This is a genomic window from uncultured Hymenobacter sp., from assembly GCF_964243305.1.
In the GTDB taxonomy this organism is placed as follows: domain Bacteria; phylum Bacteroidota; class Bacteroidia; order Cytophagales; family Hymenobacteraceae; genus Hymenobacter.
In genome coordinates this window covers 188,649-214,189 of the sequence record NZ_CAXTEF010000004.1, presented here as the reverse complement: position 1 = coordinate 214,189, position 25,541 = coordinate 188,649, and the positions used below count along the sequence as shown (strand labels likewise).

Below are 25,541 nucleotides of genomic sequence, written 5' to 3'. Positions count from 1 at the left end.
TCCTGCCCGAACTCCGAGCATTTTAGCAGCGTGGCGCCTTCCATCTGCCGCTCGAAGTCGTAGGTGACGCGCTTGCTGTTGATGCTGGCTTCCAAGCCTTTGATGATGAGGGCGGCGGCTTCTTTCCAGCCCAGGTACTCCAGCATCATCACGCCGCTCAGAATCACCGAGCCGGGGTTTACCTTGTCCTGGTTGGCGTATTTGGGGGCCGTGCCGTGGGTCGCCTCGAAGATGGCGTGGCCCGTGACGTAGTTGATGTTGGCGCCCGGCGCGATGCCGATGCCGCCCACGATGGCGGCCAGCGCGTCGGACACGTAGTCGCCGTTCAGGTTGAGCGTGGCGATGACCGAGTAGTCGGCCGGGCGCAGCAGAATCTGCTGCAAGAAGGCATCGGCGATGCTGTCCTTGATGATGAGCTTGCCCTGCTCCTGGGCCTGCTTTTGCAGCGCATCGGCTACGGCCGTGCCCTGCTTGGCCACGATTTTGTCGTACTGCGCCCACGTGAACACCTTCGAGCCAAACTCCTTCTCGGCCAGCTCGTAGCCCCAGGTTTTGAAGGCGCCTTCGGTAAACTTCATGATGTTGCCCTTGTGGACAATCGTCACCGACGGCAGCTTGTGCTCCAGCGCGTACTTGATGGCCGCGCGCACCAGCCGCTCGGTGCCCTCCTTGCTGACGGGCTTGATGCCGAACGACGAGCTTTCGGGGAAGCGAATCTTTTTCACGCCCATCTCATCGACCAGGAATTCGAGCATTTTCTGGGCCTGCGGCGTGCCGTTCATGTACTCGATGCCGGCGTAGATATCCTCGGTGTTCTCGCGGTAGATGACCATGTTGGTTAGCTCCGGCCGCTTCACCGGCGAAGGCACGCCGTCGAAATAGCGTACCGGCCGCACGCAGGCATACAGGTCCAGCTCCTGCCGCAGGGCCACGTTCAGCGAGCGGATGCCGCCGCCGACGGGGGTCGTGAGCGGGCCTTTGATGCCAACCAGAAATTCACGGAAGATGTCGAGCGTTTCGTTGGGCAGCCAGTTGCCGGTGGCTTTGTAGGCTTTCTCGCCGGCCAGCACTTCCTTCCACATCAGCTGCTTTTTGCCGTCGTAGGCTTTTTCCACCGCGGCGTCAAACACGGCTTTCGAGGCGCGCCAGATATCCGGCCCGGTGCCGTCGCCCTCGATGAAAGGGATGGTGGGTTTGTCGGGAACCGTGAGCTTGCCGTTTTTGATGGTGATTTTCTGGTCTGCCATTGGAGTGTGGAGTTGTACTGCGGGGGTTGTTTTTGATTCGGTATTTGTCAGCAGTATTTTGCTGAAGGATAGTAGAACGTCATGCAGAGCGCAGCGAAGCATCTTGGGCGGGTAGTAATCAATGAGCAACCAACGATTGAGTTAGTGCTGCGAGCGAGATGCTTCACTGCGCTCTGCATGACTGCCTTTCTCACTGCTGCTGCCTGACGTTCTTAATACCCAAAAATCTCTTTCAAACTAACTTGCTTCACCGGCCCATATTTCGCCAGTTCCTTAAAATTCAAACGGTCTTTTGAGCCAATAACCAGAATTACCTGGCTCTGCCCTTTAATCTTGGCTTGCTGAAACTTCTGCAAATCCGCGAAGCTCATATTTTGCGTTTGCGCGTACACGTCGCGGCGTAGGTCGTAATTCAAACCCAAACGCTTGGCGCGCTCGTAGCTGAGCAGCTTGTTCACCTTCGTGATGCGCTCCGTAGCGATGCTGTTGCGGATGGCGTTTTTGGCGATGCTCAGGTTGGCTTCGGCCACGGGCAAATCGGTCAGCAAGGCTTCCATGCCAGCCATTGCCTCGGGCAGCTTGTCGGACTGGGTGCCGATGTAGCTCAGGTTGTAGGAGCTGCGACCGAGCTTGTCGGCGTTGGAGTAGCGCGACGAGGCTGAGTACGCCAGGGCCTTGCTCTCGCGCAAATCCTGAAACACGATGCTGCCCATGCCGCCGCCGAAATACTCGTTATACAGGCTCACCGTGGGCACGATGTTCTTGTCGTACACGTCGCCCTTGGTCAGGAACAGGATTTCGGCCTGCACCATGTTGTAGTCAGCCCAATAAACTTTACGGTCTTTCAGCGGCAGCTCGGCAAAGTCCTTAGCGGGGGGGGTAGGGAGTAGCTTGGCGGGCGTGCGGTGATTTCTTTCAATTGTCCCCTTTATCCCACGATTCACTGCCTGCACAGTGGCCCCACCAGTGCCAACAATCGCAGTACCAATTCCAACTATCTCATCATTGAGCGGACTAGGACCATAGTACAATACCCGATGCTCAAACTTCGGCAGCTTCTGAATCAGGGCCGTGAGCTGCTCTGGCTTCAGGGCCTTTAGCTCCTTCTCACTAAGATTATTGGTGAACGGATTCTTCAGGCCATACTTGGCGAAGTTCACCATCGCCTGGCTCAGAATGACCTGCTTGCTGAGCTTGGCGTCCTGGCGCGACTTGAGCACACCGGCGACCATGTTTTTCAGCGCGGCGGCATCGGGCTTGGGCGCGTTGAGCAGTTGCTCAAACAGCTTCAGCGCTGGCTCCAGGTTGGTATCCAAGCCGCTGAGGCTGACGAAGATGCGGTCCTGCCCGCTGCTGACCGAGAACGAGCAGCCGAGCTTGTAGAACTCCTGCTGCAACTGCGCGGCCGAGTAGTTGCCAGTGCCCAGGTATTGCAGGTAGTCGGCGGCGAGGCCGTATTTGGGGTCGTTGTTGGTGCCGAGGTCGAGCACGTAAAACAGGTCGAACAGCCCGTTTTCGTCGTTCTTGGTGTAGTAGAGGGGTAGGCCAGGCTTGATGCTGGCCTGCTGAATATCCTTCTCATAATCCACGAATACCGGCTGCAAATCGGTATTCGGCAGCGCCGTCACTTCCTTATAGAAAGCCGAGGCCGCGTCGCGGTTGGCCGGCACCGGCGTGATGGCGGGCTTCACCACTTTCACCGTGTTCGGGTCCTTGCCGGTGCGCTTAAATACGGCTACGTAGTTCAGCCCGTAATTATCATTGGCAAACTTGACGATTTCCGCCTTGGTAATCTGGGCGAAATCGTCCTGCTGCTTGAGATAATCCGCCCAGCTTACGCGCTCGATAAACGCCTCGTACAGGGCCGAGGCGCGGGCCTCATTGCTTTCGTAGCTTTTGGTGCGGGTCAGCTTCTCGTTATTGATGATGGCCGGAATCAGCCAGTCCGGGAAGTTGCCCTTTTTTACCTTTTCAATTTCACCCAGCAGCAGCGCTTGCACCTCTTCCAGCTTTTGCCCCGCGCGCGGCGTGCCGTAGATGACGTGCGTGGAGTAGTCGTTGTTAAGGTCGGTGAACGTAGCGGCTTGCAGCACCTTCTGCTGCTGATTCAAATCCAAATCCACGAGGCCAGCCTGGCCGTTGGTGAGAATCTTGTCCAGCATCCGCAGGCGCAGGCCGTCGCGGGTGGCTTTGCCAGGCAGGCGGTAGCCCAACATCACGTTTTCGGCCTGTGGGCCAAGAATTTGCTTGGTAACCGGAGCCGTAAGAGGCTTCTCGACGGGCGGGTTGAAGGCGGGAACCGGCTTGCTCGGCAATTGGCCGAAATACTTGTCAATCAACCGGATGGTTGCATCGTAGTCCAGGTCGCCACTCAGGCACAGGGCCACGTTGTTCGGCACGTAGTACTGGCCAAAATACTTGCTAATCTCCGTGATGGACGGGTTTTGCAGGTGCTCAATCGTGCCGATGGTCGTCTGCGTGCCGTAAGGATGGGTCGGGTAGAGGGCCGTGTTCAGCGCCTCAAACTCCTTGTTGAAATCCGAATCGAGCCCGCGGTTTTTCTCCTCGTATACCGCTTCCAGCTCAGTGTGAAACAAACGCGGCACCATCTCCTTCATTCGCTCGCTCTGAATGGCGGCCCACTTTTCCAGCTGATTGGCCGGAATGTCTTCCTGGTACACCGTCTCCTCGCTTGAGGTATGGGCATTGGAGTCTTTAGCGCCGATGGTGCCCATCACCTTGTCGTACTCGTTGGGCACGGCGTACTTGGCCGCCACGCCCGAAATCGAGTCAATCTGATGGTAGGTTTTCTTGCGCGCCGCCGGGTCGTTGCGCTGCCCGCGGTACACCTCGTACAGGGCCTCAATCTTGGCCAGTTCGGCTTGCTCCTTCGACCAATCCTGCGTGCCGAGCCGCGAGGTGTCCTTGAACACCATGTGCTCCAGGTAGTGAGCCAGGCCAGTAGCGGTAGCCGGGTCGTTCTTGGAGCCGGCGCGCACGGCCACGTAGGTTTGAATGCGCGGCGCGTCTTTGTAGTCCGATAAATAAATGGTCAGCCCATTGTCGAGCTTATAAATCCGGACGCCGAGCGGGTCGTTGGGCACGGACTCATACGGATACTGTTTGGCGCCCGAAGGGGGGGTAGGGGCCGTAGCGGCAGCGGCTGTCGTCGCAGCCGGCTTGCTCGACTGGCATTGCGTGGTCAGGCCCAGGGCGGCCAAAGCCGAAAACAGTACCAGAAAGGGTTTATTCACAGAATTTCCAGCAGGAAATGAAGGCTTTCAATAAAAAAACAAAGATAGAAGGTGCGAAGAAGAATAAAAAACGATTTTTTGGGATAAAACAGCAGTGAAAAGGCAGTTATGCAGCGCGCAACAAAGTGGAGCGAAGCATCGCGCAGGCAGCAGTAATCGGGCTGGAAGGCAGTCATGTCAGTCGAGCTTGCGAGACATCTCGCTTGGGGAAGTAATCCACTCGTTGTTCAACGCCTCAGGTTGCTTCCCCGAGCGAAGTGCTTCACTTCGCTGCGTGTTGCATGACGGCCTGTTTGACTCAAATTACTCGGGCCAACCTTTTAAAAATCCGCGTCCAGCCCCAGCCGCTGCTTCATCTCCTGTAGCATGGGGAACTTGCCGGCCAGATACTCAAATTTATCGCTGGAAGTATAAAGCTTCTTCGCCGTGGGCGCGGCAGCCACAATTTCGGGCTGCACGTTGAGGCGCGGGTGGCCGGTGCGGCGGCGCAGCTCGGCCAGAAAATCCTGCCGGAAATAATTAAACTGGTCAACCTGAATGCCGTTGTCCAGGCCGAGCGTGATGACGTGCTCGGCGTTGGCCTGCACCGGGCGGTTAAGTACGGTGTACTCGCTCATGCGGTCCTGAGCGCGGCGCTCCTCGACCAGCTCGCGCCACACGCGCTGAAGCAGGGCCGGGTCGACGGGCGCCAGGGGGCCGGTAGGTTCAGCGACTGGCTCGGCCACGCCGGTAGCCGCCGCGCCTGGTGCGGGCGCGGTGGCCGGGTGGCTTTGCAGGTCGTTGAGGCTGGGAATGCGGTTGGCAAGGCTGGGCAGGCGCGGCGGCAGGGCCACGGGCGCCGCCGGGGCCGGACTCGGCGCGTAAGCTGGGGCAGCGGTAGCGGCGTCTCGAAACGCCACGGGCCGGGCGTGGGGACCTTGCTGGTCCGGCGCGGGCTCGTGGCCCTGCATACTGGCCTCACCGGTTTCGACGTGCGGCACGGTGTCGCGCAGCTGGTGCCGGCCGCCGGGGAGGGGTAGGGGCGAGGCCGGCGGCTCCGGCTCGATGCTCAGGGTCGGGTGCAGCTCCTCGACGTCGCTGGCGACGGGCAGCGGCTCGGGGCCATCGGCGGGCGCTGGGGCGGAGAGGAATGTTGAGGATTGAGGGTTAAGGGTTGGGAGTTGAGGAAGGGGCGCGGCTTGAACGGCGGGCCGGGGCGGGATGGCGGCAGCCAGCGGTGCCATTTCGGACGGTGCGACTGCCGAGGCTTTGGCGGCAGCAAGGGGGGTAGGGACCGGAGCGGCCAGGGCGGGCGTGGCCGCCGCTTCGGCTGAAACGGACGTGGCGCCCACATGGCTATTCAGGGCTGGGGCGGCGCCGTTCAGGTCGCTAGTTTTTTTTTTGGCCTCGCCGTTAGTCGAAGCGGCGGCGTGGGTGGCCGGGCTCAGGTCGCGCACGAACTCCACGGCGCTGGTCAGGTAAGCCAGCTTCATCAGGGTCAGCTCGACGTGCAGGCGCTGGTTTTTGGCTTGCTTGAAGCCCTGGTCGCACTGGCTGACCAGGTTCAGGGCCGAGAGCAGGAAGCTCAGCGGCGCGGCCTGGGCCTGCTGCACGTAGCGCTGGCGCAGCCCCTCCGACACTTCCAGCAGCTGCACCGTCACCGGGTCCTTGCAGACCAGCAGCCCGCGCAGATGCTCGGCCGTGCCGACCACGAAGTTGTGCAGGTCGAAGCCGTTTTGCACGACTTCATGCAGCAGCAGCAGCGCACCCGACAGGTTCTGCGCCGTCAGCGCCTCGACCAGCCGGAAATAATAGTCGTAATCCAGCAGGTGCAGGTTTTGCACCACCTCCTTGTAAGTCAGGTTGTTGCTGCCAAACGTCACCATCTGGTCGAACATGCTTAGCGCGTCGCGCAGGCCGCCGTCGGCTTTCTGGGCTAGTAGATGAAGCGCGTCGTCCTCGGCTGTGACGTGCTCCTGCCCGGCCACGTAGCGCAGATGCTCGCGGATGTCCTCAACCCGAATCCGGTTGAAGTCAAACACCTGGCAGCGCGAGAGAATCGTGGGGATAATCTTGTGCCGCTCGGTGGTGGCGAGGATGAAGATGGCGTAGCTCGGCGGCTCTTCCAGCGTCTTAAGGAACGCATTGAAGGCCGCGTTCGAGAGCATGTGCACCTCGTCGATGATGTAGATTTTGTAGCGGCTGCCGGCCTGCGGGGCGTAGCGCACCTGCTCGACCAGGGTGCGGATATCCTCGACCGAGTTGTTGGACGCTGCGTCCAGCTCGTGCACGTTGAAGGAGGCGTTTTCCTGAAAGGCCCGGCACGAGGCGCACTCGCCGCAGGCCTCCGTGTCGGGGCGCAGGTTGGTGCAGTTGATGGTTTTGGCCAGGATGCGGGCGCAGGTCGTTTTCCCTACCCCCCGCGGCCCGCAGAACAGAAACGCCTGCGCCAGGTGCTGGCTCTGCACGGCGTTTTGCAGCGTGGTGGTGACGTGCTGCTGCCCCACGACGCTGCGAAACGTGGCGGGCCGGTACTTGCGGGCCGAAACAACGAAATTGTCCATAAGTCTAACTGATCAGCTCAAAAAGTGCGGTCATGCAGAGCGCAGCGAAGCATCTCGCAGGCTGACTAATCCACATGTCAGAACAACGATAGGATTACTTGTCCGAACGAGATGCTTCGCGGGGCTCAGCATGACCGCCTTTCAAAAGGCAATAACAAAGATACCCGCTCTCCCGGCACCCTTGGCCCCGAAGAAACATTTTCGCTGCCGGCCGCGTTCTGCTGCCCTACCGCGTACCTTCGCGGCCCGCCGGGCGTCGAAAACCCGGCACTTCGTTCTTTCTAATTTGGGGCTGACCGGAATTGACAGCTTGCGCAAGTCGCGGGTAAGCGTGCCGGGAGTTGGACGAATCTCCCGTTAAAAAGTCGCCCAAACAACAACTGGCGAGTATTCCTACGCCATGGCTGCCTAGTTCAGAACTAAGTAATTGCCATCGTCCCGCTCGGGTAAGCTTTTACACCTGAGAGTTCGGGGCGTCGTAAGTAGAAGATAGCGCGTCGAGAGGAGTGATTGGCGCGCGAAACCCAACTGCTTCTAAGGGTATCTCAAGGGCCTGATGTGCGCCTGAGCTACTTCGAAAATCCAAGCATAGATACGCACGTAGAAAGCCCGCCGGCTTCCTTGTCTGGACCAGGGTTCGAATCCCTGCAGCTCCACCGTTTGACTTTTCAAACTCCCCTTCAAAAAGGCTCTGAATCACTAGGTTCAGAGCCTTTTTGTTTAACAGCGTTATCAGCCGGCTTTTGGGCAGAAGTGGGGGGTAGGGAACAGCTTTTTCATTGTTTCTTAATTGTCCGCCCACGGGCCAGTGGGGGTCTTCGCGCGGAATTTAGGTAGTCAGGCCGATTAGTGGCGTGTGCCGTAAGCGGGCCGCGCGCCGCGCTGGTGGCAGCCACCGCGCTGGCTGACTTGCCTTGCCACGACGCCAGCCAATATATTTGGCTTAACTCTACTGTCCCGGCCGCCTTAAGTTGCGACACTTTGAGCAGGCTTTTTACTTTCCCTACCTCCCCTTACTGACCGGAATGTCGAAACGCATTATGATTGTTCGTGCCCTGGCCTCGTTGCTAGTTGTAGGACTGAGCGCGGGCTGTCAGAAAGCAACCCCGCCTACGGGTAGGAACCCCGCCACCCTGGCCACCAGTGCCGCTCTCTGGCTCACCACGCCCGATAAGTCGGTGCTGTTTCAGCTTCAGCCGGCGCTGGCCTGGAGCGCGGCGGCGCCGAGCAGCGGCGCGTCGGTTATCGAGGTTGATGACAAACAGACATTTCAGACCATCGACGGCTTCGGCTACTGCCTGACCGGCGGCAGCGCGCAGCTGCTGCACGCCATGAGCCCGGCGGCGCGGCAGGCCCTGCTGCGAGAGCTGTTCGGCACCGAGGGCAACCACATCGGAGTGAGTTACTTACGGGTGAGCATTGGGGCTTCTGACCTGGACGCCAAGGTGTTCAGCTACGACGATTTGCCGGCCGGGCAGACCGACCCCACACTGGCTAAATTCAGCTTGGCGCCCGACCGAGCGGCGCTCATTCCGGTGCTCAAGGAGATTCTGGCTATTAGCCCCAGCCTCAAGCTGCTGGGCTCGCCGTGGTCGCCGCCGCCGTGGATGAAGACGAATGGCGCGAGTAAGGGCGGCTCGCTCAAGCCGGAGTTTTATGACGCCTACGCCCGCTACTTCGTCAAGTATTTGCGGGGGATGCAGGCCGAAGGCATCCGCCTCGACGCCATCACGGTGCAGAACGAGCCGCTGCACCCCGGCAACAACCCCAGCCTGCTGATGCTGGCCGAGCAGCAGGCCGAGTTTGTGAAAAAGCACCTGGGCCCGGCGCTGCGAACGGCGGGGCTGGACACGAAAATTATTGTCTACGACCACAACGCCGACCGGCCCGACTACCCTCTCACCATTCTGAAAGACCCGGAGGCCAGCGCCTTCGTCGATGGCTCGGCCTTCCACCTCTACGCCGGCGATATCTCGGCCCTGACGGCGGTGCACGACGCCTTCCCGACCAAGAACGTGTACTTCACCGAGCAGTGGACCGGCGGCCCCGGCACCTTCGGCCCCGACCTGGGCTGGCACGTGCAAAACCTGCTCATCGGCGCCACCCGCAACTGGAGCCGCAACGTGCTGGAGTGGAACTTGGCCGCCAACCCGCTCTATGAGCCGCATACGCCCGGCGGCTGCACCACCTGCCTGGGCGCCATCACCCTCGACCGCGACGCCGTGACGCGCAACTCGGCTTACTACAGCATTGCCCACGGCGCCAAATTCGTGCGGCCCGGCTCAGTGCGCATTGCCAGCAGCGGGCCGGTCAGCCTGCCTAATGTGGCCTTTAAAACCCCCGCTGGCCAGACTGTGCTCGTGGTGCTTAACCCTGCCAGCAGCGCTCAAGCGTTGGCTATTCGCCACCGCGGCCGGGTGTTGAATTCTCAGCTAGCGGGTGGCGCCGTGGGTACGTTTGTCTGGTAAATTTTCGCTTCCTTTTCCTACCCCACCCCATGAAAAAAACGCTTACCGCGGCCCTGCTGGCCGCGTGCATCGGTCCGGCCGCAGTGGCCCAAAAAACTGCTCCAAAAGCCGCGGCCAAATCCCTACTCCCCTCCGCTGGCGTGAAGCCCTACTCGGCGGCCGGCCGGCAGGTGCAGGTCTTCACCACGGCCGCCGGCACCGATTTGCGGATGGCATCTACCGGCACGCTCAGCTTCCAGCCCCAGCCCCAGCCGCTCGAAACCCAGCCCACGGTGTTCGTGGACCCTTCGCACCGCTTCCAAACCATGCTCGGTATTGGCGGGGCGCTGACCGATGCGGCGGCCGAAACCTTCGCCAAGCTGCCCAAGGCCCGGCAGCAGGAGTTCCTTCAGGCCTATTACAGCCCCATCAACGGCATCGGCTACACCCTGGCGCGCACCACCATTCACAGCTCCGACTTTTCCAGCGGCTCCTACACCTACGTAGCCGATAATGACCGCGAGCTGAAAAGCTTTAATGTAAAGCACGACGAGCAGTTTCGCATCCCGTTCATCAAGCAGATTCAGGCGGCCACCGGCGGCAAGCTCACGCTCTACGTGAGCCCGTGGAGCCCGCCAGCCTGGATGAAAACCAATAACTCGATGCTGCAAGGCGGCAAGCTGCGGCCCGAATCCCGCCAGTTCTGGGCCAACTACTACGTCAAGTTCATCAAGGAATATGAGCGGCAGGGCATCCCGGTCTGGGGCCTGAGCGTGCAGAACGAGCCGATGGCGACTCAGAAGTGGGAATCGTGCGTGTTTACGGCCGAAGAGGAGCGCGACTTCGTGAAGAACTTTCTGGGGCCAACCTTGAAGAAGGGTGGCCTCGGCGACCGCAAGCTCATCGGTTGGGACCACAACCGCGACCTCGCGTACCAGCGCGCCAGCACCCTGTTTGGCGACCCCGAAGCCAGCAAATACTACTGGGGCCTGGGCTTTCACTGGTACGAAACCTGGACCGGCAGCGCCATGCAGTTCGACAACCTGCGCCGCGTGCACGAAACCTACCCCGACAAAAATCTGATTTTCACCGAAGGCTGCGTCGAGAATTTCAAGTTTGAGGGCATCAACGACTGGAAGTTGGGCGAGCGCTACGGCTATTCGATGATCAACGATTTCAACGCCGGCACCGTCGCCTGGACCGACTGGAACGTGCTGCTCGACGAAACCGGGGGCCCCAACCACGTGGGCAACTTCTGCTTCGCCCCGCTCATCGGAGACACGCGCAGCGGCCAGCTGCTCTACACCAACGCCTACTACTACATTGGCCACTTCTCCAAGTTTATCCGCCCCGGCGCCCGACGCGTGGCCACCGCCGCCAGCCGCGACGTGCTCCAAACCACGGCCTTCGTCAACACCGACGGCAAAGTGGCCGTGGTCGTGATGAACCAGACCGACAAGGAGCAGCCCTTCCAGCTTTGGCTGCAAGGCCAAGCCGCCAGCACCACCAGCCGGCCCCACTCCATCATGACGCTGGTTGTGAACTAGCTGATGGCTGATTCCCTACCCCCCTTCGCCGGGTAGAAGGGGGTAGGGGATAGGCGGGTGGGGTGCTGCCAGTCTCACACAGCTTGCCCGAAAAGCCCTCAGAACTGCATGGTTCCGAGGGCTTTTCGGGCAAGCTGTGTGAGATGATCTTCAGGGATTATCGCCATATAAACCTGCTCTTGCACTCCTACCTATTCCTCACGAAGCGCTTGATAGAAGCCCCTACTCCCTTCAACTCCCCGTCATTGACCAAAGTCACCGTAATGTTGCTTGTCAGCCGGTCAGGCTAAGCGGGCAGGAAGCAACAATTTTGATAGTTGCATGACAGTAGTGGTGGCCTATATGCCAGATTACAACTAGAAAGCTTAAAACAAAAACGTCCTGCCGGTCACGGCAGGACGTTTTTGTTTGCTAAAGTAATACTCCTTAAGCTATGACTTAATAGCCAGGATTCTGGGTCAGACTGGGATTAACATCGCGCTCAGCCTGTGGGATAGGCAGCTTGTCGTTGAAAGGCTTGATGCCCTTCTTGATTAGCTCGGGGTTGTTAACTAAGGTGTTAGTACGCTTCAGATCGAACCAGCGGTCCATCTCAAAGGCCAACTCGTAGCGGCGCTCTTTGAGAACAGCCTCCTTGGTGACGGTAGTCAGGGCAGGCAAGCCCGCCCGGCGCCGCACCAAGTTGATGCCACTCAGACCATCAGCCGATGTAGGATCCGCTTCAGCCAGAATTAGATACACTTCAGCGAGGCGTAGTACTGGCACGTTGAGCGGTGAGTCCCAGATGGTTGATAGAGTACCGGCGAAAAACTTGCGCACGGTAAATCCATTAGGGTTGCCCTCCAGGCTACCCGGTTGGGTTTGGCCAGCTGGGTATTTATCGCCGGGCACGAAAATCGTCACTGCTTTGCGCAAGTCGCCGGCTTCGTAGCCCTCTACAAATTCCTTTTCAGGAACATTGAAGCCATAGCCCCCACCGCTCACCACATAACCTAGAGCTTTAAGAGCGGCAGTTGTTGTGTCAGTGTAGAAGCGGGCGCCCCAGAACTCGTTGATTGCCGAGCCTGGACCGTCGGTCGTGTAAGCGTTCTGGCCGCTCTTGTACTGGACTTCAAATAGGGATTCCGGACCATTCTCCTTGTCCACGTTGAAGTTGTCACCGTAGTTAGGATTCAGCATTTTGCCGGCGGCCGTCGAAGCTGTGATGGTCAGTCGAGCCTGCTTAGCAGCATTAGCCATATCGCCCTGGGTCAGGTACACCTTCGCCAGTAGCGCCATTGCCGATAAGCTGCCGGCCCGCCCTGCATTTTCGCCCGTGTAGGTAGGAAACTTTTCGAGCTTAATGATAGCATCCTGTAAGTCCTTCACAATCTGGGTATATACTTCTGCCTCCGGCGTGCGAGTTACATTAGCTACTTCCGACGCACTAGCAGCAGGGGTCAGCACTAGCGGCACATCGCCAAACGAGCGTACCAGGTAGAAATAGTATAGGGCCCGCAGAAACGCAGCTTCGCCTAGGCACCGATTTTTAATGTCGGCGTCCATCTCAATAGCCGGTACCCGCGCCAGTACTTGGTTGGCCGCTCCAATACCTAGGTAGGTGCGTTGCCAGAGGGGAGTAATGACGGGATTACTGGCCGGGATGGTAAAATTGTCGAGTTGCTGAAACTCGATGCCGTCGGCAGCGCCGCCACCACCCACAAAGGAGTTATCCGCCATGATGTCCATTGCCCACAGGGAATGGCCATAGAGTCCATCCTTCTGCAGCTGGGAATAAGCGGCCGTAGTAGCTTGGATGGCATCGGTCTGAGTATTGTAAAAAACCTCAGTCGAAACAGCATTACGCGGCTGCAAATCGAGGTATTCTTCCCCGCAGCCGCTTAGTAGCCCAAGCGTGAGCAAAGCAGCGCCGAGGCCAAGGGTTTGCTTTCTCATTGAAAATAGAGAATTCAGTAGCATGATAAATGAAATTAAAAAGTGAAGAGCTAAACGCCGAACCGTTTAGAAGCCAACATTAATGCCGGCCAGGAAGGTACGCGACTGCGGATAAATGCCACGGTCAACTCCAAGGCTATTGCCCTGGTTGCCTAGTTCCGGGTCAAACCCGTCGTACCCAGTGACGGTCAGTAGGTTCTGGGCGCTCACGTATACCCGGATGCGCTGACTGTGCATGGCACTCAGCAGGGAGGTAGGCAGCGTGTAGCCTAGGGTGAGCAGCTTGATACGCATGTAAGAGCCATCTTCCACATACTGGCTGGAAATGCGGTTGTTCTCGTTGGGGTCGTTGGAGACGGCACGGGGGATGTTGGTGTTCGTGTTAGTCGGTGTCCAGCGGTCCAGCGCGACGGTGCCAGCGTTGGTAGCCGCTGCTAAGCCCCCATCAAGGTAGTAGCGGTTCAGGTTATACACGTCGTTGCCTTGTGAGCCCTGAAGGAATACATTCAGGTCAAAACCTTTGAAGCTAACCGTGTTGTTGAGGCCATATGTGAAATCAGGATTAGGATTGCCAATGAAGGCCCGGTCATTGCCGTTAACCACGCCATCGCCATTGATGTCCCGAAACTTGATATCTCCTGGAGCTGTGCCCGAGCTTTGATAAAATTTCGTCGGAGAAGTAGCATTCAGCCTACCCAGCTCATCCGCCGTTTGGATAATACCGTCGGCTACATAGCCATAGAATGACCCGAAGGGCTGCCCTTCCTCATAGCGCACCAGGTTTTGCCCACCCCGAATGCCCTGCCCATTGAAGGGACGGCCCACGCCGAGCGATGTAACTTCACTGCGGTAAGCAGATACAGTCAGGGTAGTTGACCAATTGAAACCGTTGCCCTCGCTCACGAAATTGTTAGTGGTGAGCGATAGATCTACCCCCCGGTTGCGGGCGGAAGCGGCGTTGGTGGCAATAGCTTCGCTAGTACCCGATACCTGCGAAACCGGCACATTTAGCAGCAGGTTCGGCGAGGTGCGCTGATAAATATCTACTGAAGCCGAAATCCGGTTCTGAACGAGACCGAGGTCCAGGCCCAGGTTATACTGCTCGTTGTTTTCCCAGCGCAGTTCTGAGTTTGGTAGTCGGCTAGGCGCGCCCCCAATTACCAAGGTTTGACTGCCTGTACCGAACACATAGCCTGTGTTGCCAATGTTGGCGTTGATAGTAGGTAGGTAGCCGAAAGCGCCCGCATTGAGCGGGTTGCCTACCCGGCCGTAACCAGCCCGTAGCTTCAGGTTGCTGACTGAGCTAATGTCCTTGAGGAAAGATTCTTCCGATAAGCGCCAGCCCACTGATACGCCCGGAAAGAAGCCAAATTTATTGCCTTTGGCAAAAGCCGAGGAGCCGTCGTAGCGAGCTGTAGCCGAGAGCAGGTACTTGCCGGCAAACTCGTAGTTGAGGCGACCAAAGTAACTGGCTAGCCGGCTGCGACCATTCCCACCGTAATTAGAAATCTTATCATTAATCGGACCCTGATCAATTAGCGGCAGCGCGTTGTTAAGATAGCCAGTCCGGCCGCCGCCTGAATAGAAGTAGTCGAACTGCTGAGACGATTGTCCGAGCAGGAAGGTAAACTGATGCTTGTCGGCGAAGAGCCGGTCATATGTGGCCGTGTTCTCAATCAGATAGCTCGGGTTGTAATTGGTGTTGGTGCTTGCCGACGCATTCTGAGCCTGGTACTTGGAGGAGCCAGCAATGGAGGGGTAGAACTGGTCGTTCTGGTTGAACTGTAGGTCGGCGCCAATGTTAGTGCGCAAGCGTAAGCCCTTCAGCGGCTCTAGTTCAGCATAAAACGTTGTGGTAAGCCGGTTGCGGTTGTTCTTGTTACGGGGACGCAACGCCGCTGTCACTGGATTCTCCTCCCCATAATTATCTGCGGCGGTGAACTCGTAGTAGCTGCCATCGGGATTGTAGGCCGGTACGAACGAAGGCGCTTGAATGGCTAGCTGAATGGGTCCGCCTACCTCGTTATTTTCGTTGGCTAGCGGACGTTCTTCCTGGTGGCTGAGTCCGAGTGTGCTGCCAATCTTCAGCACCCGGTTGAGCTGCACCTCACCGTTAGTGCGTAGCGTGTAGCGCTCGAAGCTGGAGCCGATGATGGTACCGTCTTGCTGGAAGTATCCCGCACTAACAGCATAGCGTGCCTTTTCACTGCCACCGTTGGCGGAAATAGTGTAGTTCTGAATTTTGGCTTGGCGGAAAATCTCGTCTAAGAAGTTAGTCGATGGCAGGGCTGCTATCTTCTCCGGTGTGTTGAAGCGCGGATTAAGAGCTAAGGGCGTGTTGCCAGGAAACTGCGTATTGTAATTGGTGCGCGCCTCATTGTTCAACTCCGCGTACTGCTGAGCGTTGAGCAAGCCAACTTTGCGCCACACGTTTTGCGTTCCGTAATAAGCATCAAAGTTGATGTTAGACGTGCCAGCCTTACCCCGCTTAGTGGTGATAAGCACTACCCCATTAGCGGCTCGTACTCCGTAGATAGCCGTCGCCGACGCATCTTTCAGAATGTCGATGGTCTCGATGTCATTCGGGTTGATGTTGTTAATCTCAGTGCCAGTCGGGTTACCATTGCCATCCGTAGCAGATGGCAGCGGAAAGCCGTCTACCACATAGAGTGGGCTATTATTACCGGCCGACGTGACGCCGCGCACCCGCAGCGAGGTGCCGCCTAGACCGCCCGGCGCGCCAGAGTTGGACACGACCGTTACGCCAGCGGCCCGACCCTGAATAGCCTGAGCCGGGTCAGCCACCGGCTGCGACGCAATTTCGCGGGCCGAGACTGATGAAACGGCGCCTGTCACGCTCTGCCGCTCCTGCGTGCCATAGCCCACGACGACTATTTCGGAAAGAGCCTGTGCGTCTGCTACCAAGGTCACATTGATGACATTGGTGGAGCCGATGACCGCTTCCTGAGTTTTAAAGCCTACGTAGCTGAACACTAGTGTACCGCCTTCGGGCGCTGTTAGTGAGAAGCTGCCGTCGGCATTAGTAGAGGTACCAATTGAGGTGCCACGCACCAATACAGTTACACCGGGTAGACCAGCACCATCGGCGCTAGTAACGCGGCCTGACACGGGAACATCAGCTAAGGAGGACTGGCTGGTAATAGGCCGTTTGAGCGGCTTGGGGGTACTAGCTGCGGCGGGCGCGGCTAGTACAAGCCCACTGCAAGCCGTCAGCCACAGGGCCCGGTGCAGGAGGAGTTGCGAGTAAAATGGTCGGTTCATGAAAAATTGGGAGTTGAGGTGGGACTTGCTAGCTAATTGGTGACAAGAAGGAGTAAAAATTAATGAAATGGTCGAGCTTTTTCTGTATTAGATCACGATTACTGCTGCAATCGGTTGCTGAAAACAGAGGAAAGAGGCTATAATAGCCCAAATTTATCACAGCTTGTTTCGGAAATGCAAGAGCAAAAAGAGCTTTGTGAATAGTCCAAACGTGGTTTTTTGTATTACTGCTAGTTCGCCGGTTCACTTAAATCACACAAAAGGCAGTGACCCCAGCAGTATTGGTAAGGCCACGGCTTCTTGTTCTCAAGGCGAACTTACGGCTAAAAAACAATAAAAGAAGGGTAACATCAGCGTACAATCTGCTAAATAATCTTGTTAAAGGTCAGCATTATTTCGTTTGTGCAAACGATTCCGGCTTTTCTGAGTCTGCGCTAGCTGAATAGTCGGAGCCGACAGCCTGGTCCAGCAACAGTTGGGTCCAACTTTCATGCTCCTCAAAATTAGGCGCCAGCCGCCGCCGCCGCATAGCTTCGGATACTTTCTGGCTGAAGCTCCAACAGGTACCCTGCCGCAAATCCAGCAGCCGGGACAACTCCTGCGAAGAGTAGTTGCCTTGATGCGAATAAATCAAAAAAGCGGCATACAAAGCTTTGATGATAGGAAATTTGCATTTCTGCAACAGCGTATAGGCGGTGGCTGACTCGACGTAGCGGCAGCGGGTGCAGCGGCGAGAGTGAGGCTCACGGCCGTCGCAATACTTCTCGTAGCCGCACTTGCGGCAGCGGTAGCCGTCGGCCCATTTCAAAGTAGCTAAATAAGTCAGACAGGCATCTTTGTCAGGATAAATCTGGCTGAACTCACCGAAATCAACCTCCTGAGCTAAAACGCGGGCCGTTTTGGCGGTGTGCAAGTCGCGCTCCAGGTCGAGGTTAAGCTTCTCAATCGCTGCCGACTGTAGCGCCAACAACGCGTTAGCTTGCAGCAATTCCCGGTTCTGGGCCGTGATAGTTTCGCTTTGCTGGCGCAGCTCGTCGGTACGGCGGGCTACCAGCTCTTCCAGCTCGGAATTGAGCTGGTCCTTCAACTCCTGATTTTGCCGGAGCTGCTCGACTAGCTGGTGTTGGGTCAGGTGCTTTTTGCGCAGCTGCTTCACCAGCTTGCCCTGGGCCCGCAGGGTAGCACTTTGGATAGCCTTGATTTTTTCGCCCAGTGCGTAGGAGAGCACCACCACCTCAATTATCATCGCCACATTCATGCTGTACACAGTGGCCGTGTTGGTGAACGTGTGGATGCCGAGCTTGCGCAGAATCAGAAAGCCCACGCTGAGAGCCACCAGCGCGTGGGCCAGCACGAAGAACCGCGCCGGCCGAAAGCCCCGCTGCCACACCCGCACCGCCGCGTAGTAGAGCATCCCGTAGGGCAGCAGGTAGAGCCAAAAGCCCCAGCCCGAGTGCAGGCTCAGCGTGTCGAGCAGCAGCAAGCCCACGCTCAGCCACACCACTCGCCGCAGCCAGATGTCGTAGCGGGGCAGGCGCTGCGGAGTGGTCAGGAACTGCCGGGCGTAGTAGCCGAACGTGAGCAGCAGCAGAATGGGCGAGCCGGCGATAATCCACTGGTTGAAGCCCGGAAAATCCGGCCATAGGTACTGAAATCCCAGCCCATCTTCCGATAAAAAGACCAGACCGGCGCTAAGCACATAAAGCACGTAGCGCAGGTACGTCTGCTCCTGAGTGAAGACGAAGAGGCACAGATTATAAATCAGCATTATCAGCAGCACCCCGTAGAAGGCGCCGAGCAGGCCATATTCGGCCTGAAAGTGCTCGGCCAAGCGTTGCTCGGTACGCAGCCGACTCAGGAAGCTGGCTTTAGAATTAGCCGTCAGCCGCACGTAGAAGGTGCGGGTCTGGTCGGAGAGCAGGGGTAGGGCAAAGAGGAAGTTTTTGTAGGGAAACTTGCGCGAGTCCAGCCGCCAATCGGCGCCGGTGCGCACGGCGCCAGCGGCCGTCGCAGTGGCTGGGTAGAATACGATGTCGTTGAGGTGCGAGTCGAACAGCTCCAGGTACCAGTGCTCGGCCAGTGGCCCCTGGGCCTCTACCGTGAGGCGCAACCAGTAAGCGGCTCCCGGCCGGGTCATGCTGGCGGGCAGCTGGTCGCCGCGCCGAAACTGCGCCGCCCGCGCCGGCTGCCGTACGTCGGCTAGGGTAAGCTGCCCGGTTAGGTCTTCCAGAACGCTATAGCGGGCCGGCTCCACGAAAACTTCCTCTAGTCCGGAGCGCACTTGCAGCGGCAGGGGGGGTAGGGAATCGGCGGCTACCGCGCCAGCGGCTCCCAGCAGCAGGCAAATGCTCAGCAGCAGGCATCGGAGCAGGTTCACAACTTCAGTCCTAGCGCTACTAATCAAAGAAAAGTAAATGGTAGGTTTCATAAGTCTCCAAGATACAGCGCCTCGCCGAATAAGCGCCTACTGCCTTTTGGTACCAGCCGCATCAGCAGGCACAAACCGCAGCCAGCTTAGCTGAGCCACGGGCTGCTCGATATAGAGCCGCAGCGGCTGCTGCCCCGCGGGCAAGGCCTGCGTAGTGAAGGTGAGCGTCTGCCACGCAGGATTGCCAGGCTGCTGATTTACAGCTACTGTGCCCACTACTTTATCTCCTAATCGCAACGTGAGCCGGCCCGGCACCGCCGCCGGCCGCAGCCGCAGCTGCACTTGGTAGGGACCAGGCGTGACCACTCGCACCGTGTATTGCAGCCACTCGCCGGCCGTGAGCTGGCTGACGGCGTAGCCGCTGCCTACCCCACCCGCGGCGCCCAGGGCCGCCGAGTCGGGGCCGGCCTGAACGTCTACGCCATCGTTGCGGTAGGCGCCGCCCTGGTTCCAAGGCGTGTTGTCGCGGTAGTCGATTTTGGCCGAAAAGTCATCCTGGTACGCCACGCCGGCCCGGCCCAGGTCGTAGTCGGCCGCCGCGATGGTGCCGGGCACCCGCAGCGCGGCGAAGGGCGCGGAGTAGCTGCCGGGCTGCGTGAGGGCGGCGGCTACGTCGCGGTTGGGCTGGCAGTTGGCAAACTGCACGTTGCGCAGCAGGCCCGCCCGGCCCGCCGCCGTTAGGATGTTGCCGTAGGATTGCACCCGCAGCAGACTGGCCGGGCTGTTCACGCGCTTGATGTTCCAGTGGCACCAGCCGATGCTCTGGGCATTAAGGCCTTGCACGGCGGCGGCAAACCACTCGTTAGAATTCTCACCCGTTTCGCCTACCCACACCGGCACCTGCCACCGCTCGCGGAAAGCCGCCAGGTTCTTAATCAGGTTGACTTGGTTCGGGTTGGGGTCGGCGGTTTCGGGGCCGTTGGGGCACCAGTAGCGGTGGGCGTTATAAACCAGGTTGGTTTTGTCCTGGCTGGCCAGCCGGTCGGGCGTGAGATTAGTGTACTCATTGCCGTAGCCGTTGCCTTCCAGCAGCAGCAGGTGCGGGTCGCCTTGGGCCCGCACGGCGTTAATCAGGCGGGAGTAGAGCGCGTTTATTTCCTGGTTATCAGCCGACAAGCCGTTGGCTTGGTTTACGTTGTGCGGCTCATTAATAAAGTCGTACATGGCCACCCGCGCATCCTTTTTGTAGCGGGCGGCCAGCTTTTCCCACAGCCGCACGGTCATGTCCTGATAGATGGCGCGGCCCTGGGCGTCGCGGCGCTTCCACAAATCGAGGGGTAGGAAATTGTCGTTGATATTGCGGTCGGTGCCCTGGCCGCCGGGCGCAGCGTGCAGGTCCAGCACCACGTACATGTGGTTGGCGGCGCACCAGTTCAGCACCTGGTCGATGTAGCGAAAGCCTTCTAGCTTTTTATCCGTAAAGAGCTGATTTTTATCGTACCAGCCGCTGAGCTGCTCGACGTAGGCCGTCACGTTGGCGGAACTGGGGCGGCGCAGGGCCTCGGTGCGGGCGTGGCGCTGGGCGGCGGTCAGAAACAAGTCGTAGTGAAACGGCAGCCGCACGCAGTTGAAGCCTTGTTTAGCCAGGAAATTGATGTCGGCCTTGCTGATAAAATTGGCCCGGTACTGCCGGTAAAAATCTTCCATCTCCGCCTCGGGCATGGTGCGCAGCAGCCCCTGCTTGATGCGCCACTGGCAGTTGAGCGTGTCGGTGCCGAGCATATAGCTTTCCTGCAAGAGCCAGCCGCCCACGTTGAAGCCCCGCAGCACGACCTCGCGGCCGCGAGCGTCCACTATCCGGGGGCCAGCCGCCCGCAGCCAGCTCAGGCGCTGCGCCAGGACTGGCCCACCGCTAAGCAGCAGCGCCAGCGCTAAGCACAGCCCGGCGCCTACCCCCCTGCGTTGCCGCCAAGGGCCACTGCTTTGCGGGTTTTTTGGGCGAGTTGACGCAAGAAGCTGCATCTTGTTCAAGGATGAAATAAGGCTGTTAAGCGCTGGTTTAGCCATTTTTTTACTTGCTGAAGCGCCGGCTGAACTGGCGCTGACCGTCCCCGGTCAGCAACGGCGTGTAAGCGCCCGGCTTCAAAGCTAACCCATCCACGCTGCTGGGGTCAGCCGACGCGCTCGCTACCTGCCGGCCCCGCGCATCCTGAGTGCGGTACTGGCTGTTTTTGAGGTGGTGGGCTGATTTGAGCTGCAACTGGTCCGTGGCCGGGTTCGGGTATACTTCCAGCGCGGCGGCCGTCTGGGTTCTTGTGGCCAGCACCACCATCGCGGGCCGTATACTTCTATTTTGTGCGCCGAATAGCCGTAGTAGCTGGTAGCCCACTGGGTGCCGTACGGACGCAGATAGCGTCCGTACGGCACCCAGTGGGCCACTGATGTCGTCGCCGTCGCCGTTGAGCACGGCGTGAATGGTGGTCCAGGTCAGGTCGTCAGTGGAAGTGCGCAGCTCATAAAAGAAAAAGGTAGCTGCTTGAAACCAACCTTACTGCTTGCTGAAACGCCGGCTGGTGGTCGGCCCGGCTTTGGGGCTGAGCCGTAGCGTGTAGGAGCCGGCCGGCAGCGCCGACACGTCCAGTCCATCTTGGCTGATGGTGCCCCGGCTGCGCACCCGGCCCGTGGCGTCCAGAATCTGGTAGGCGCTGCCCGCCAGCTCCGGCCCGGCGGCCAGCTTCAGCCGGTCAGCGACCGGGTTCGGGTAAATCCCTACCCCCCGCTCACCGGCCAAGGTGGGCCCGCCCGCCGCGGGCGCCAGGCCGCGGGCGCTGGTGCCGCTCTTGCTGATGCGAATCCAGTTCAGATTCCAGCCGCCGGTTTGGGCAAAGACACCGAAGTTGTAGGTGCCCGCGTTCACGTTCACCGTCTGCGAGATGGTCCGCCAGGTCTGCCAGCCGCCGGTGGCCGGCACGGCTAGGCTGCCCAGCTGGGTGGCACCGCCGTTCAGGTCCGACGACAAGCTGCCGCCGCCGGGGCTGGCCACGCGGTACTCAACGAGGTAGGAGCCGGAGGTCGGGAAGTTCACGTTGTTGTAAGCCAGCCAGTCCCTGGCATCAATCCAGCCCACGTCCTGGCCGCCGCCGGTGTCGCTGCATGCCTCCACCTGCACGCCGCTCATACTGCTGAAGGCCTCGGCCTGCAGGAGCGTGGCGGTGGGGGCTGGGGCGGGCGCACTCGTCAGCTGATACACGCGCACGTAGTCCACGGCCATCGTGGCGGGCAGCTTGGTCTCGTCCACGGTCTGGCCGGGCCAGTTGCCGGCCACAGCCAGGTTGAGCAAGAGGAAGAAAGGGCGCTGAAACTCGTCGGTGCCGCCCACGCCGTTGGTGATATCAATGGTGTGGAACTGCACGCCATCGACAAACCACTTGATGAAAGTTGGCGTCCACTCGATGCTATACACGTGGTAGCTGGCCGGCGTCGTAATGGTGCTGCCACCGTACTCGGCGTGGCCGTTGTTGTCCCAGTGCACGGTGCCGTAGACCTTGTTATCGGCATTGACGTGCTCCATGATGTCAAGCTCGCCGCACCTGGGCCAACTCACGGTGTTGATGTTGGCGCCCAGCATCCAGAACGCCGGCCACAGGCCCTGGCCCAGCGGCATCTTGATGCGCGCCTCAATCTTCCCGAAGGTGAACTCCTTGAGACCCTGCGTTTTCATGCGGGCCGAGGTGTAGGGCATCCCGCCCACGTTCTCTTTTCTGGCCGTGATAAGCAGCTCGCTGGCCGTTACCGTGGCATTGGCCCGCTGGTAATACTGCTTTTCGTTGTTGCCCCAGCCGCCGCCGCCGGTCTCAAATTGCCAACTCGAACTGATGCTCCCATTGAACTCATCGGCCCAGACCTGCTGATATGTCTGGCTCTGAACGGTGCCCGAACCGAGCAGGGTGAGCGCGGCGGCGCCCAGCAGGATGACGGAGGTAGGATTTTTTTTCATAGGTAATAGGGTGGGAGGGGTTAGGGAAAAGTAGAGGGGTAGGGAAGTAAGGCAATCGAAATCAGGCAGTCGAAAGCTGCCGTCGGGGGTACTGCTCAAGGCTAATAGCTCCTGGCCGCTGCCCGCTGCGGGCCGCTCTGATTGGCCGGGCTTCTCAGGCAGCCTAGCCAAATATCAGCTGCCCGGCCGGTAAAACAACGCGCTGACCTCAGTGCCGCCGGGGCTTGGCAACTCAGATTGCTAAGCGCCTATACACCTAGGGCACATCCCGAATAGGTGTCTTCGGCCCGCTCCCAGCCAAAATTGTCGGCCAGTTGTCCCTTGGTCACACTAGCTTAAAAAACACGTAAAAAATCGGTGAATTGCCTCATTTTATTACGAGCTTTTGCCGTACCTAACGCCGCGACCGAGTTAGCACCCGGCAGCGGCGAGGTTGGCCGGCTTAGCCTGCCGCAGGAGTGGGCGTCAGTCCGCCGGGCACCAGCACCCTGCCCGGCCTTGCCGGCCGACCAGCCATTAGTTGTGGGTGTGGGCCGCCAGCGCGTTCACCCGGCTATCATCAAATTCTCTTTTCTCCCTTTCATGTCTCACCCACCCTTTCGATTTACGGTCTTGCTAGGCTCGGCCCTGTGCGGCGCCCTGGCGACCAGCCCCTGCGCGGCTCAAACCAAGCCTACTGCGCCGATGAAAAAATCAGTTGCCACGCCCGGCCGGCCAACGGTGCTGACGGCCAACGACGCCAAAATCAACGCCCTGCTTCAGAAGATGACGCTGGAGGAGAAGGTAAAAATGATTCATGCCAACTCCGCCTTTGCCGCTGGCGGCATCGAGCGGCTGGGCATTCCGGAGCTGATGACGTCGGATGGGCCGCACGGCGTGCGCTCGGAGCAGGGCCGCAACTGGAAACCGCCCGTGGGCGCCAACGATGCCGGCACCTACCTGCCCACCAACAACACGCTGGCCTCGACCTGGAACCCGGAGCTGGGCTACGCCTACGGGGCGGTGCTGGGCTCCGAGGCCAACGCCCGCGGCAAGGACATCATCCTAGGGCCGGGCATCAACATTATTCGTGCGCCGCTCAACGGGCGCAACTTTGAGTACCTGAGCGAAGACCCCTTCCTGGTTTCGCGTATGGTGGTCGGCTACATCAAGGGCGTGCAGGACCAGGGCGTGTCAGCCTGCGTGAAGCACTACGCGGCCAACAACCAGGAAACCCATCGCAACGACATCGACGTGGATATGAGCGAGCGGGCGCTGCGTGAAATCTACCTGCCCGGCTTCAAGGCCGCCGTGCAGCAGGCGGGGGTGTACACGCTGATGGGCTCCTACAACAAGTTTCGAGGCACCTGGGCCACCGAGAATGCTTACCTGATGAACGACATTCTGAAAAAGGAATGGGGCTTTCAGGGCCTGGTCATCAGCGACTGGGGCTCGGTGCACGACACCCAGAAAGCCTTGCGCAACGGCACCGACCTGGAAATGGGCACCGACCTGTCCCTGATGTACGGCAGCGTTGACCAGTCAGCAGCCGCGGCATCAGCCACGGCCGGTGGCGCCCCTGCCCCCGTCCGTTCGCTCTACGACCGCTTTTTCCTGGCCGACCCCGTGTTGGAGGTCGCAAAAAAAGACCCGACGGTGGTGCCGCTGATTGACGACAAGGTGCGGCGCATCCTGCGCGTGATGTACGCCACCAACATGCTGGATGGCGCCAAGCGCCAGCCGGGCGCTTACAACACCAAGGAGCACCAGGCCACGGCCCTGAAAGTGGCCGAGGAAGGCATCGTGCTGCTTAAGAATGACGGTAATGTCCTACCCCTCCCAAAGTCCGTGAAGCGGGTGGCCGTCATCGGGGCCAACGCGACGCGTGAGAATGCGCTGGGCGGCGGCAGCGCGCAGGTCAAGGCCAAGTATGAGATTACGCCCCTGCAAGGCCTGAAGAATGAGCTGGGCCAGGCCACTATCACCTTCGCGCCCGGCTACAAGATTGCCCGCGGCCAGCAGGCTGACCCGGCGCTGATTGCCGAGGCCGTGGCCGCCGCTAAAGCCGCTGAGGTCGTCATCTACGTCGGCGGCTCGTTTCACGGCTACGACTACAGCAAGTGGGACGACAACGCTTACGACGCTGAGGCCGTGGACAAGCCCGATTTGAAGATGCCCTTCGGCCAGGAAGAGCTGCTGCGGGCCGTGCTCCAGGCCAACCCCAACACGGTAGTGGTGCTCATGAACGGCGGTCCTATTGACGTGTCGGCCTTCGCCGGCTCGGCCAAGGCTATTGTCGAGGCCTGGTATCCGGGTATGGAAGGCGGCAATGCGATTGCGCACGTGCTATTTGGCGACGTGAACCCTTCGGGCAAGCTGCCCTTCACCTTCCCCGTGAAGCTGGAAGATTCGCCGGCCCACAAGCTGGGCGAGTACCCGAGCACGCCCGGCAACGCGCTCAAGCAGTTTTATAAGGATGATATCTACGTGGGCTATCGCTACTACGACACCTATAAGGTAGCGCCGCAATTCGCCTTCGGCCACGGCCTGAGCTACACCACCTTCAAGTACAGCGGCCTGAGCGTGACGCCCGGCAAGCAAAGCGCCACTGTGAAGCTCACCGTGACCAACTCCGGCAAAACGGCTGGCGCCGAAGTCGTGCAGGTGTACCTGCATGACCAGCAGGCCAGCGTGAAGCGCCCGGAAAAGGAGCTGAAGGGCTTCCAGAAAGTCTTCCTCAAGCCCGGCGAGAGCAAAACTGTAACCCTGACGCTGGATACGAACGCCTTTCAGTTTTATAGCGAGGCCAAAAAGCAATGGACGCTAGAGCCGGGCAAGTTCGACGTGCTGGTGGGCAGTTCCTCGCGCGACATTCGCCTGACCGGCGGCGTAACCTTATAAGAAGCAGTTTGCGTTACTTGTCTGACAAGGTAGAGGCGCAA

At 59.4% G+C, this 25,541-nt stretch carries 13 protein-coding genes and 1 other RNA gene; 4 read left to right on the top strand and 10 right to left on the bottom strand.

The annotated features are described in order from the left end of the window. The 4 genes from icd to ACFE70_RS04670 form a co-directional block, all read right to left on the bottom strand. Positions 1–1,247: NADP-dependent isocitrate dehydrogenase (icd, locus tag ACFE70_RS04685; RefSeq protein ID WP_375416559.1), on the bottom strand; the 1,247-nt coding region annotated here is incomplete at its 3' end. Positions 1,248–1,459: 212 nt separating this feature from the next. Beyond that, positions 1,460–4,501 carry a M16 family metallopeptidase gene (locus tag ACFE70_RS04680; RefSeq protein ID WP_375416558.1) on the bottom strand — a complete coding sequence of 1,014 codons (3,042 nt, stop codon included), beginning with the start codon at positions 4,499–4,501 and terminating at the stop codon, positions 1,460–1,462. Beyond that, on the bottom strand, positions 4,498–4,677 hold the full coding sequence (locus ACFE70_RS04675) for a hypothetical protein (protein WP_375416557.1): 180 nt from the start codon (positions 4,675–4,677) through the stop codon (positions 4,498–4,500). The genes ACFE70_RS04680 and ACFE70_RS04675 overlap by 4 nt, the downstream gene beginning before the upstream one ends. A 144-nt stretch (positions 4,678–4,821) precedes the next feature. Beyond that, a complete protein-coding gene (locus ACFE70_RS04670) occupies positions 4,822–7,044 on the bottom strand; it encodes a DNA polymerase III subunit gamma/tau (protein WP_375416556.1) in 2,223 nt (740 codons plus the stop codon). Between the two features lie 288 nt (positions 7,045–7,332). Here ACFE70_RS04670 and ssrA point away from each other — a divergent pair. From ssrA to ACFE70_RS04655, 3 genes are all read left to right on the top strand, one after another. Continuing rightward, positions 7,333–7,703: a transfer-messenger RNA gene (gene ssrA / locus ACFE70_RS04665) on the top strand. 366 nt (positions 7,704–8,069) lie between these two features. After that, positions 8,070–9,512 carry a glycoside hydrolase family 30 beta sandwich domain-containing protein gene (locus ACFE70_RS04660; RefSeq protein ID WP_375416555.1) on the top strand — a complete coding sequence of 481 codons (1,443 nt, stop codon included), beginning with the start codon at positions 8,070–8,072 and terminating at the stop codon, positions 9,510–9,512. Positions 9,513–9,541: 29 nt separating this feature from the next. Beyond that, the gene (locus ACFE70_RS04655) at positions 9,542–11,038 is read left to right on the top strand and encodes a glycoside hydrolase family 30 beta sandwich domain-containing protein (protein ID WP_375416554.1); all 1,497 of its coding nucleotides are present in this window, start codon (positions 9,542–9,544) and stop codon (positions 11,036–11,038) included. 438 nt (positions 11,039–11,476) lie between these two features. Here ACFE70_RS04655 and ACFE70_RS04650 read toward each other — a convergent pair whose 3' ends face one another. The 6 genes from ACFE70_RS04650 to ACFE70_RS04625 form a co-directional block, all read right to left on the bottom strand. Continuing rightward, positions 11,477–12,997 (bottom strand): RagB/SusD family nutrient uptake outer membrane protein, encoded by a 1,521-nt coding sequence (locus ACFE70_RS04650; protein WP_375416553.1) that lies wholly within the window; start codon positions 12,995–12,997, stop codon positions 11,477–11,479. A gap of 42 nt (positions 12,998–13,039) precedes the next feature. Next, a complete protein-coding gene (locus tag ACFE70_RS04645; RefSeq protein ID WP_375416552.1) occupies positions 13,040–16,255 on the bottom strand; it encodes a SusC/RagA family TonB-linked outer membrane protein in 3,216 nt (1,071 codons plus the stop codon). A 391-nt stretch (positions 16,256–16,646) separates the two neighbouring features. Further along, complete coding sequence (locus ACFE70_RS04640; protein ID WP_375416551.1) at positions 16,647–18,632, bottom strand: 7TM diverse intracellular signaling domain-containing protein; 1,986 nt, start codon at positions 18,630–18,632, stop codon at positions 16,647–16,649. A gap of 87 nt (positions 18,633–18,719) precedes the next feature. Then, the gene (locus ACFE70_RS04635; protein WP_375416550.1) at positions 18,720–20,645 is read right to left on the bottom strand and encodes a cellulase family glycosylhydrolase; all 1,926 of its coding nucleotides are present in this window, start codon (positions 20,643–20,645) and stop codon (positions 18,720–18,722) included. Between the two features lie 49 nt (positions 20,646–20,694). Next, on the bottom strand, positions 20,695–21,090 hold the full coding sequence (locus ACFE70_RS04630) for a T9SS type A sorting domain-containing protein (RefSeq protein ID WP_375416549.1): 396 nt from the start codon (positions 21,088–21,090) through the stop codon (positions 20,695–20,697). Between the two features lie 81 nt (positions 21,091–21,171). Further along, entirely contained in the window at positions 21,172–22,620 is a 1,449-nt protein-coding gene (locus ACFE70_RS04625) for a carbohydrate-binding protein (RefSeq protein WP_375416548.1), read from the bottom strand. A 582-nt stretch (positions 22,621–23,202) separates the two neighbouring features. On the opposite strand from ACFE70_RS04625, the gene ACFE70_RS04620 reads away from it, so the two are divergent. Then, on the top strand, positions 23,203–25,500 hold the full coding sequence (locus ACFE70_RS04620; RefSeq protein ID WP_375416547.1) for a glycoside hydrolase family 3 C-terminal domain-containing protein: 2,298 nt from the start codon (positions 23,203–23,205) through the stop codon (positions 25,498–25,500). The last annotated feature ends 41 nt before the right edge of the window (positions 25,501–25,541 follow it).

Coding starts and splice junctions, on each gene's coding strand:
- ACFE70_RS04675 (WP_375416557.1), bottom strand. CDS start 4,677: ATGACTGCCTTCCAGCCCGATTACTGCTGCCTGCGCGATGCTTCGCTC.
- ACFE70_RS04670 (WP_375416556.1), bottom strand. CDS start 7,044: ATGGACAATTTCGTTGTTTCGGCCCGCAAGTACCGGCCCGCCACGTTT.
- ACFE70_RS04660 (WP_375416555.1), top strand. CDS start 8,070: ATGTCGAAACGCATTATGATTGTTCGTGCCCTGGCCTCGTTGCTAGTT.
- ACFE70_RS04655 (WP_375416554.1), top strand. CDS start 9,542: ATGAAAAAAACGCTTACCGCGGCCCTGCTGGCCGCGTGCATCGGTCCG.
- ACFE70_RS04650 (WP_375416553.1), bottom strand. CDS start 12,997: ATGCTACTGAATTCTCTATTTTCAATGAGAAAGCAAACCCTTGGCCTC.
- ACFE70_RS04645 (WP_375416552.1), bottom strand. CDS start 16,255: ATGAACCGACCATTTTACTCGCAACTCCTCCTGCACCGGGCCCTGTGG.
- ACFE70_RS04635 (WP_375416550.1), bottom strand. CDS start 20,645: ATGCAGCTTCTTGCGTCAACTCGCCCAAAAAACCCGCAAAGCAGTGGC.
- ACFE70_RS04625 (WP_375416548.1), bottom strand. CDS start 22,620: ATGAAAAAAAATCCTACCTCCGTCATCCTGCTGGGCGCCGCCGCGCTC.
- ACFE70_RS04620 (WP_375416547.1), top strand. CDS start 23,203: ATGTCTCACCCACCCTTTCGATTTACGGTCTTGCTAGGCTCGGCCCTG.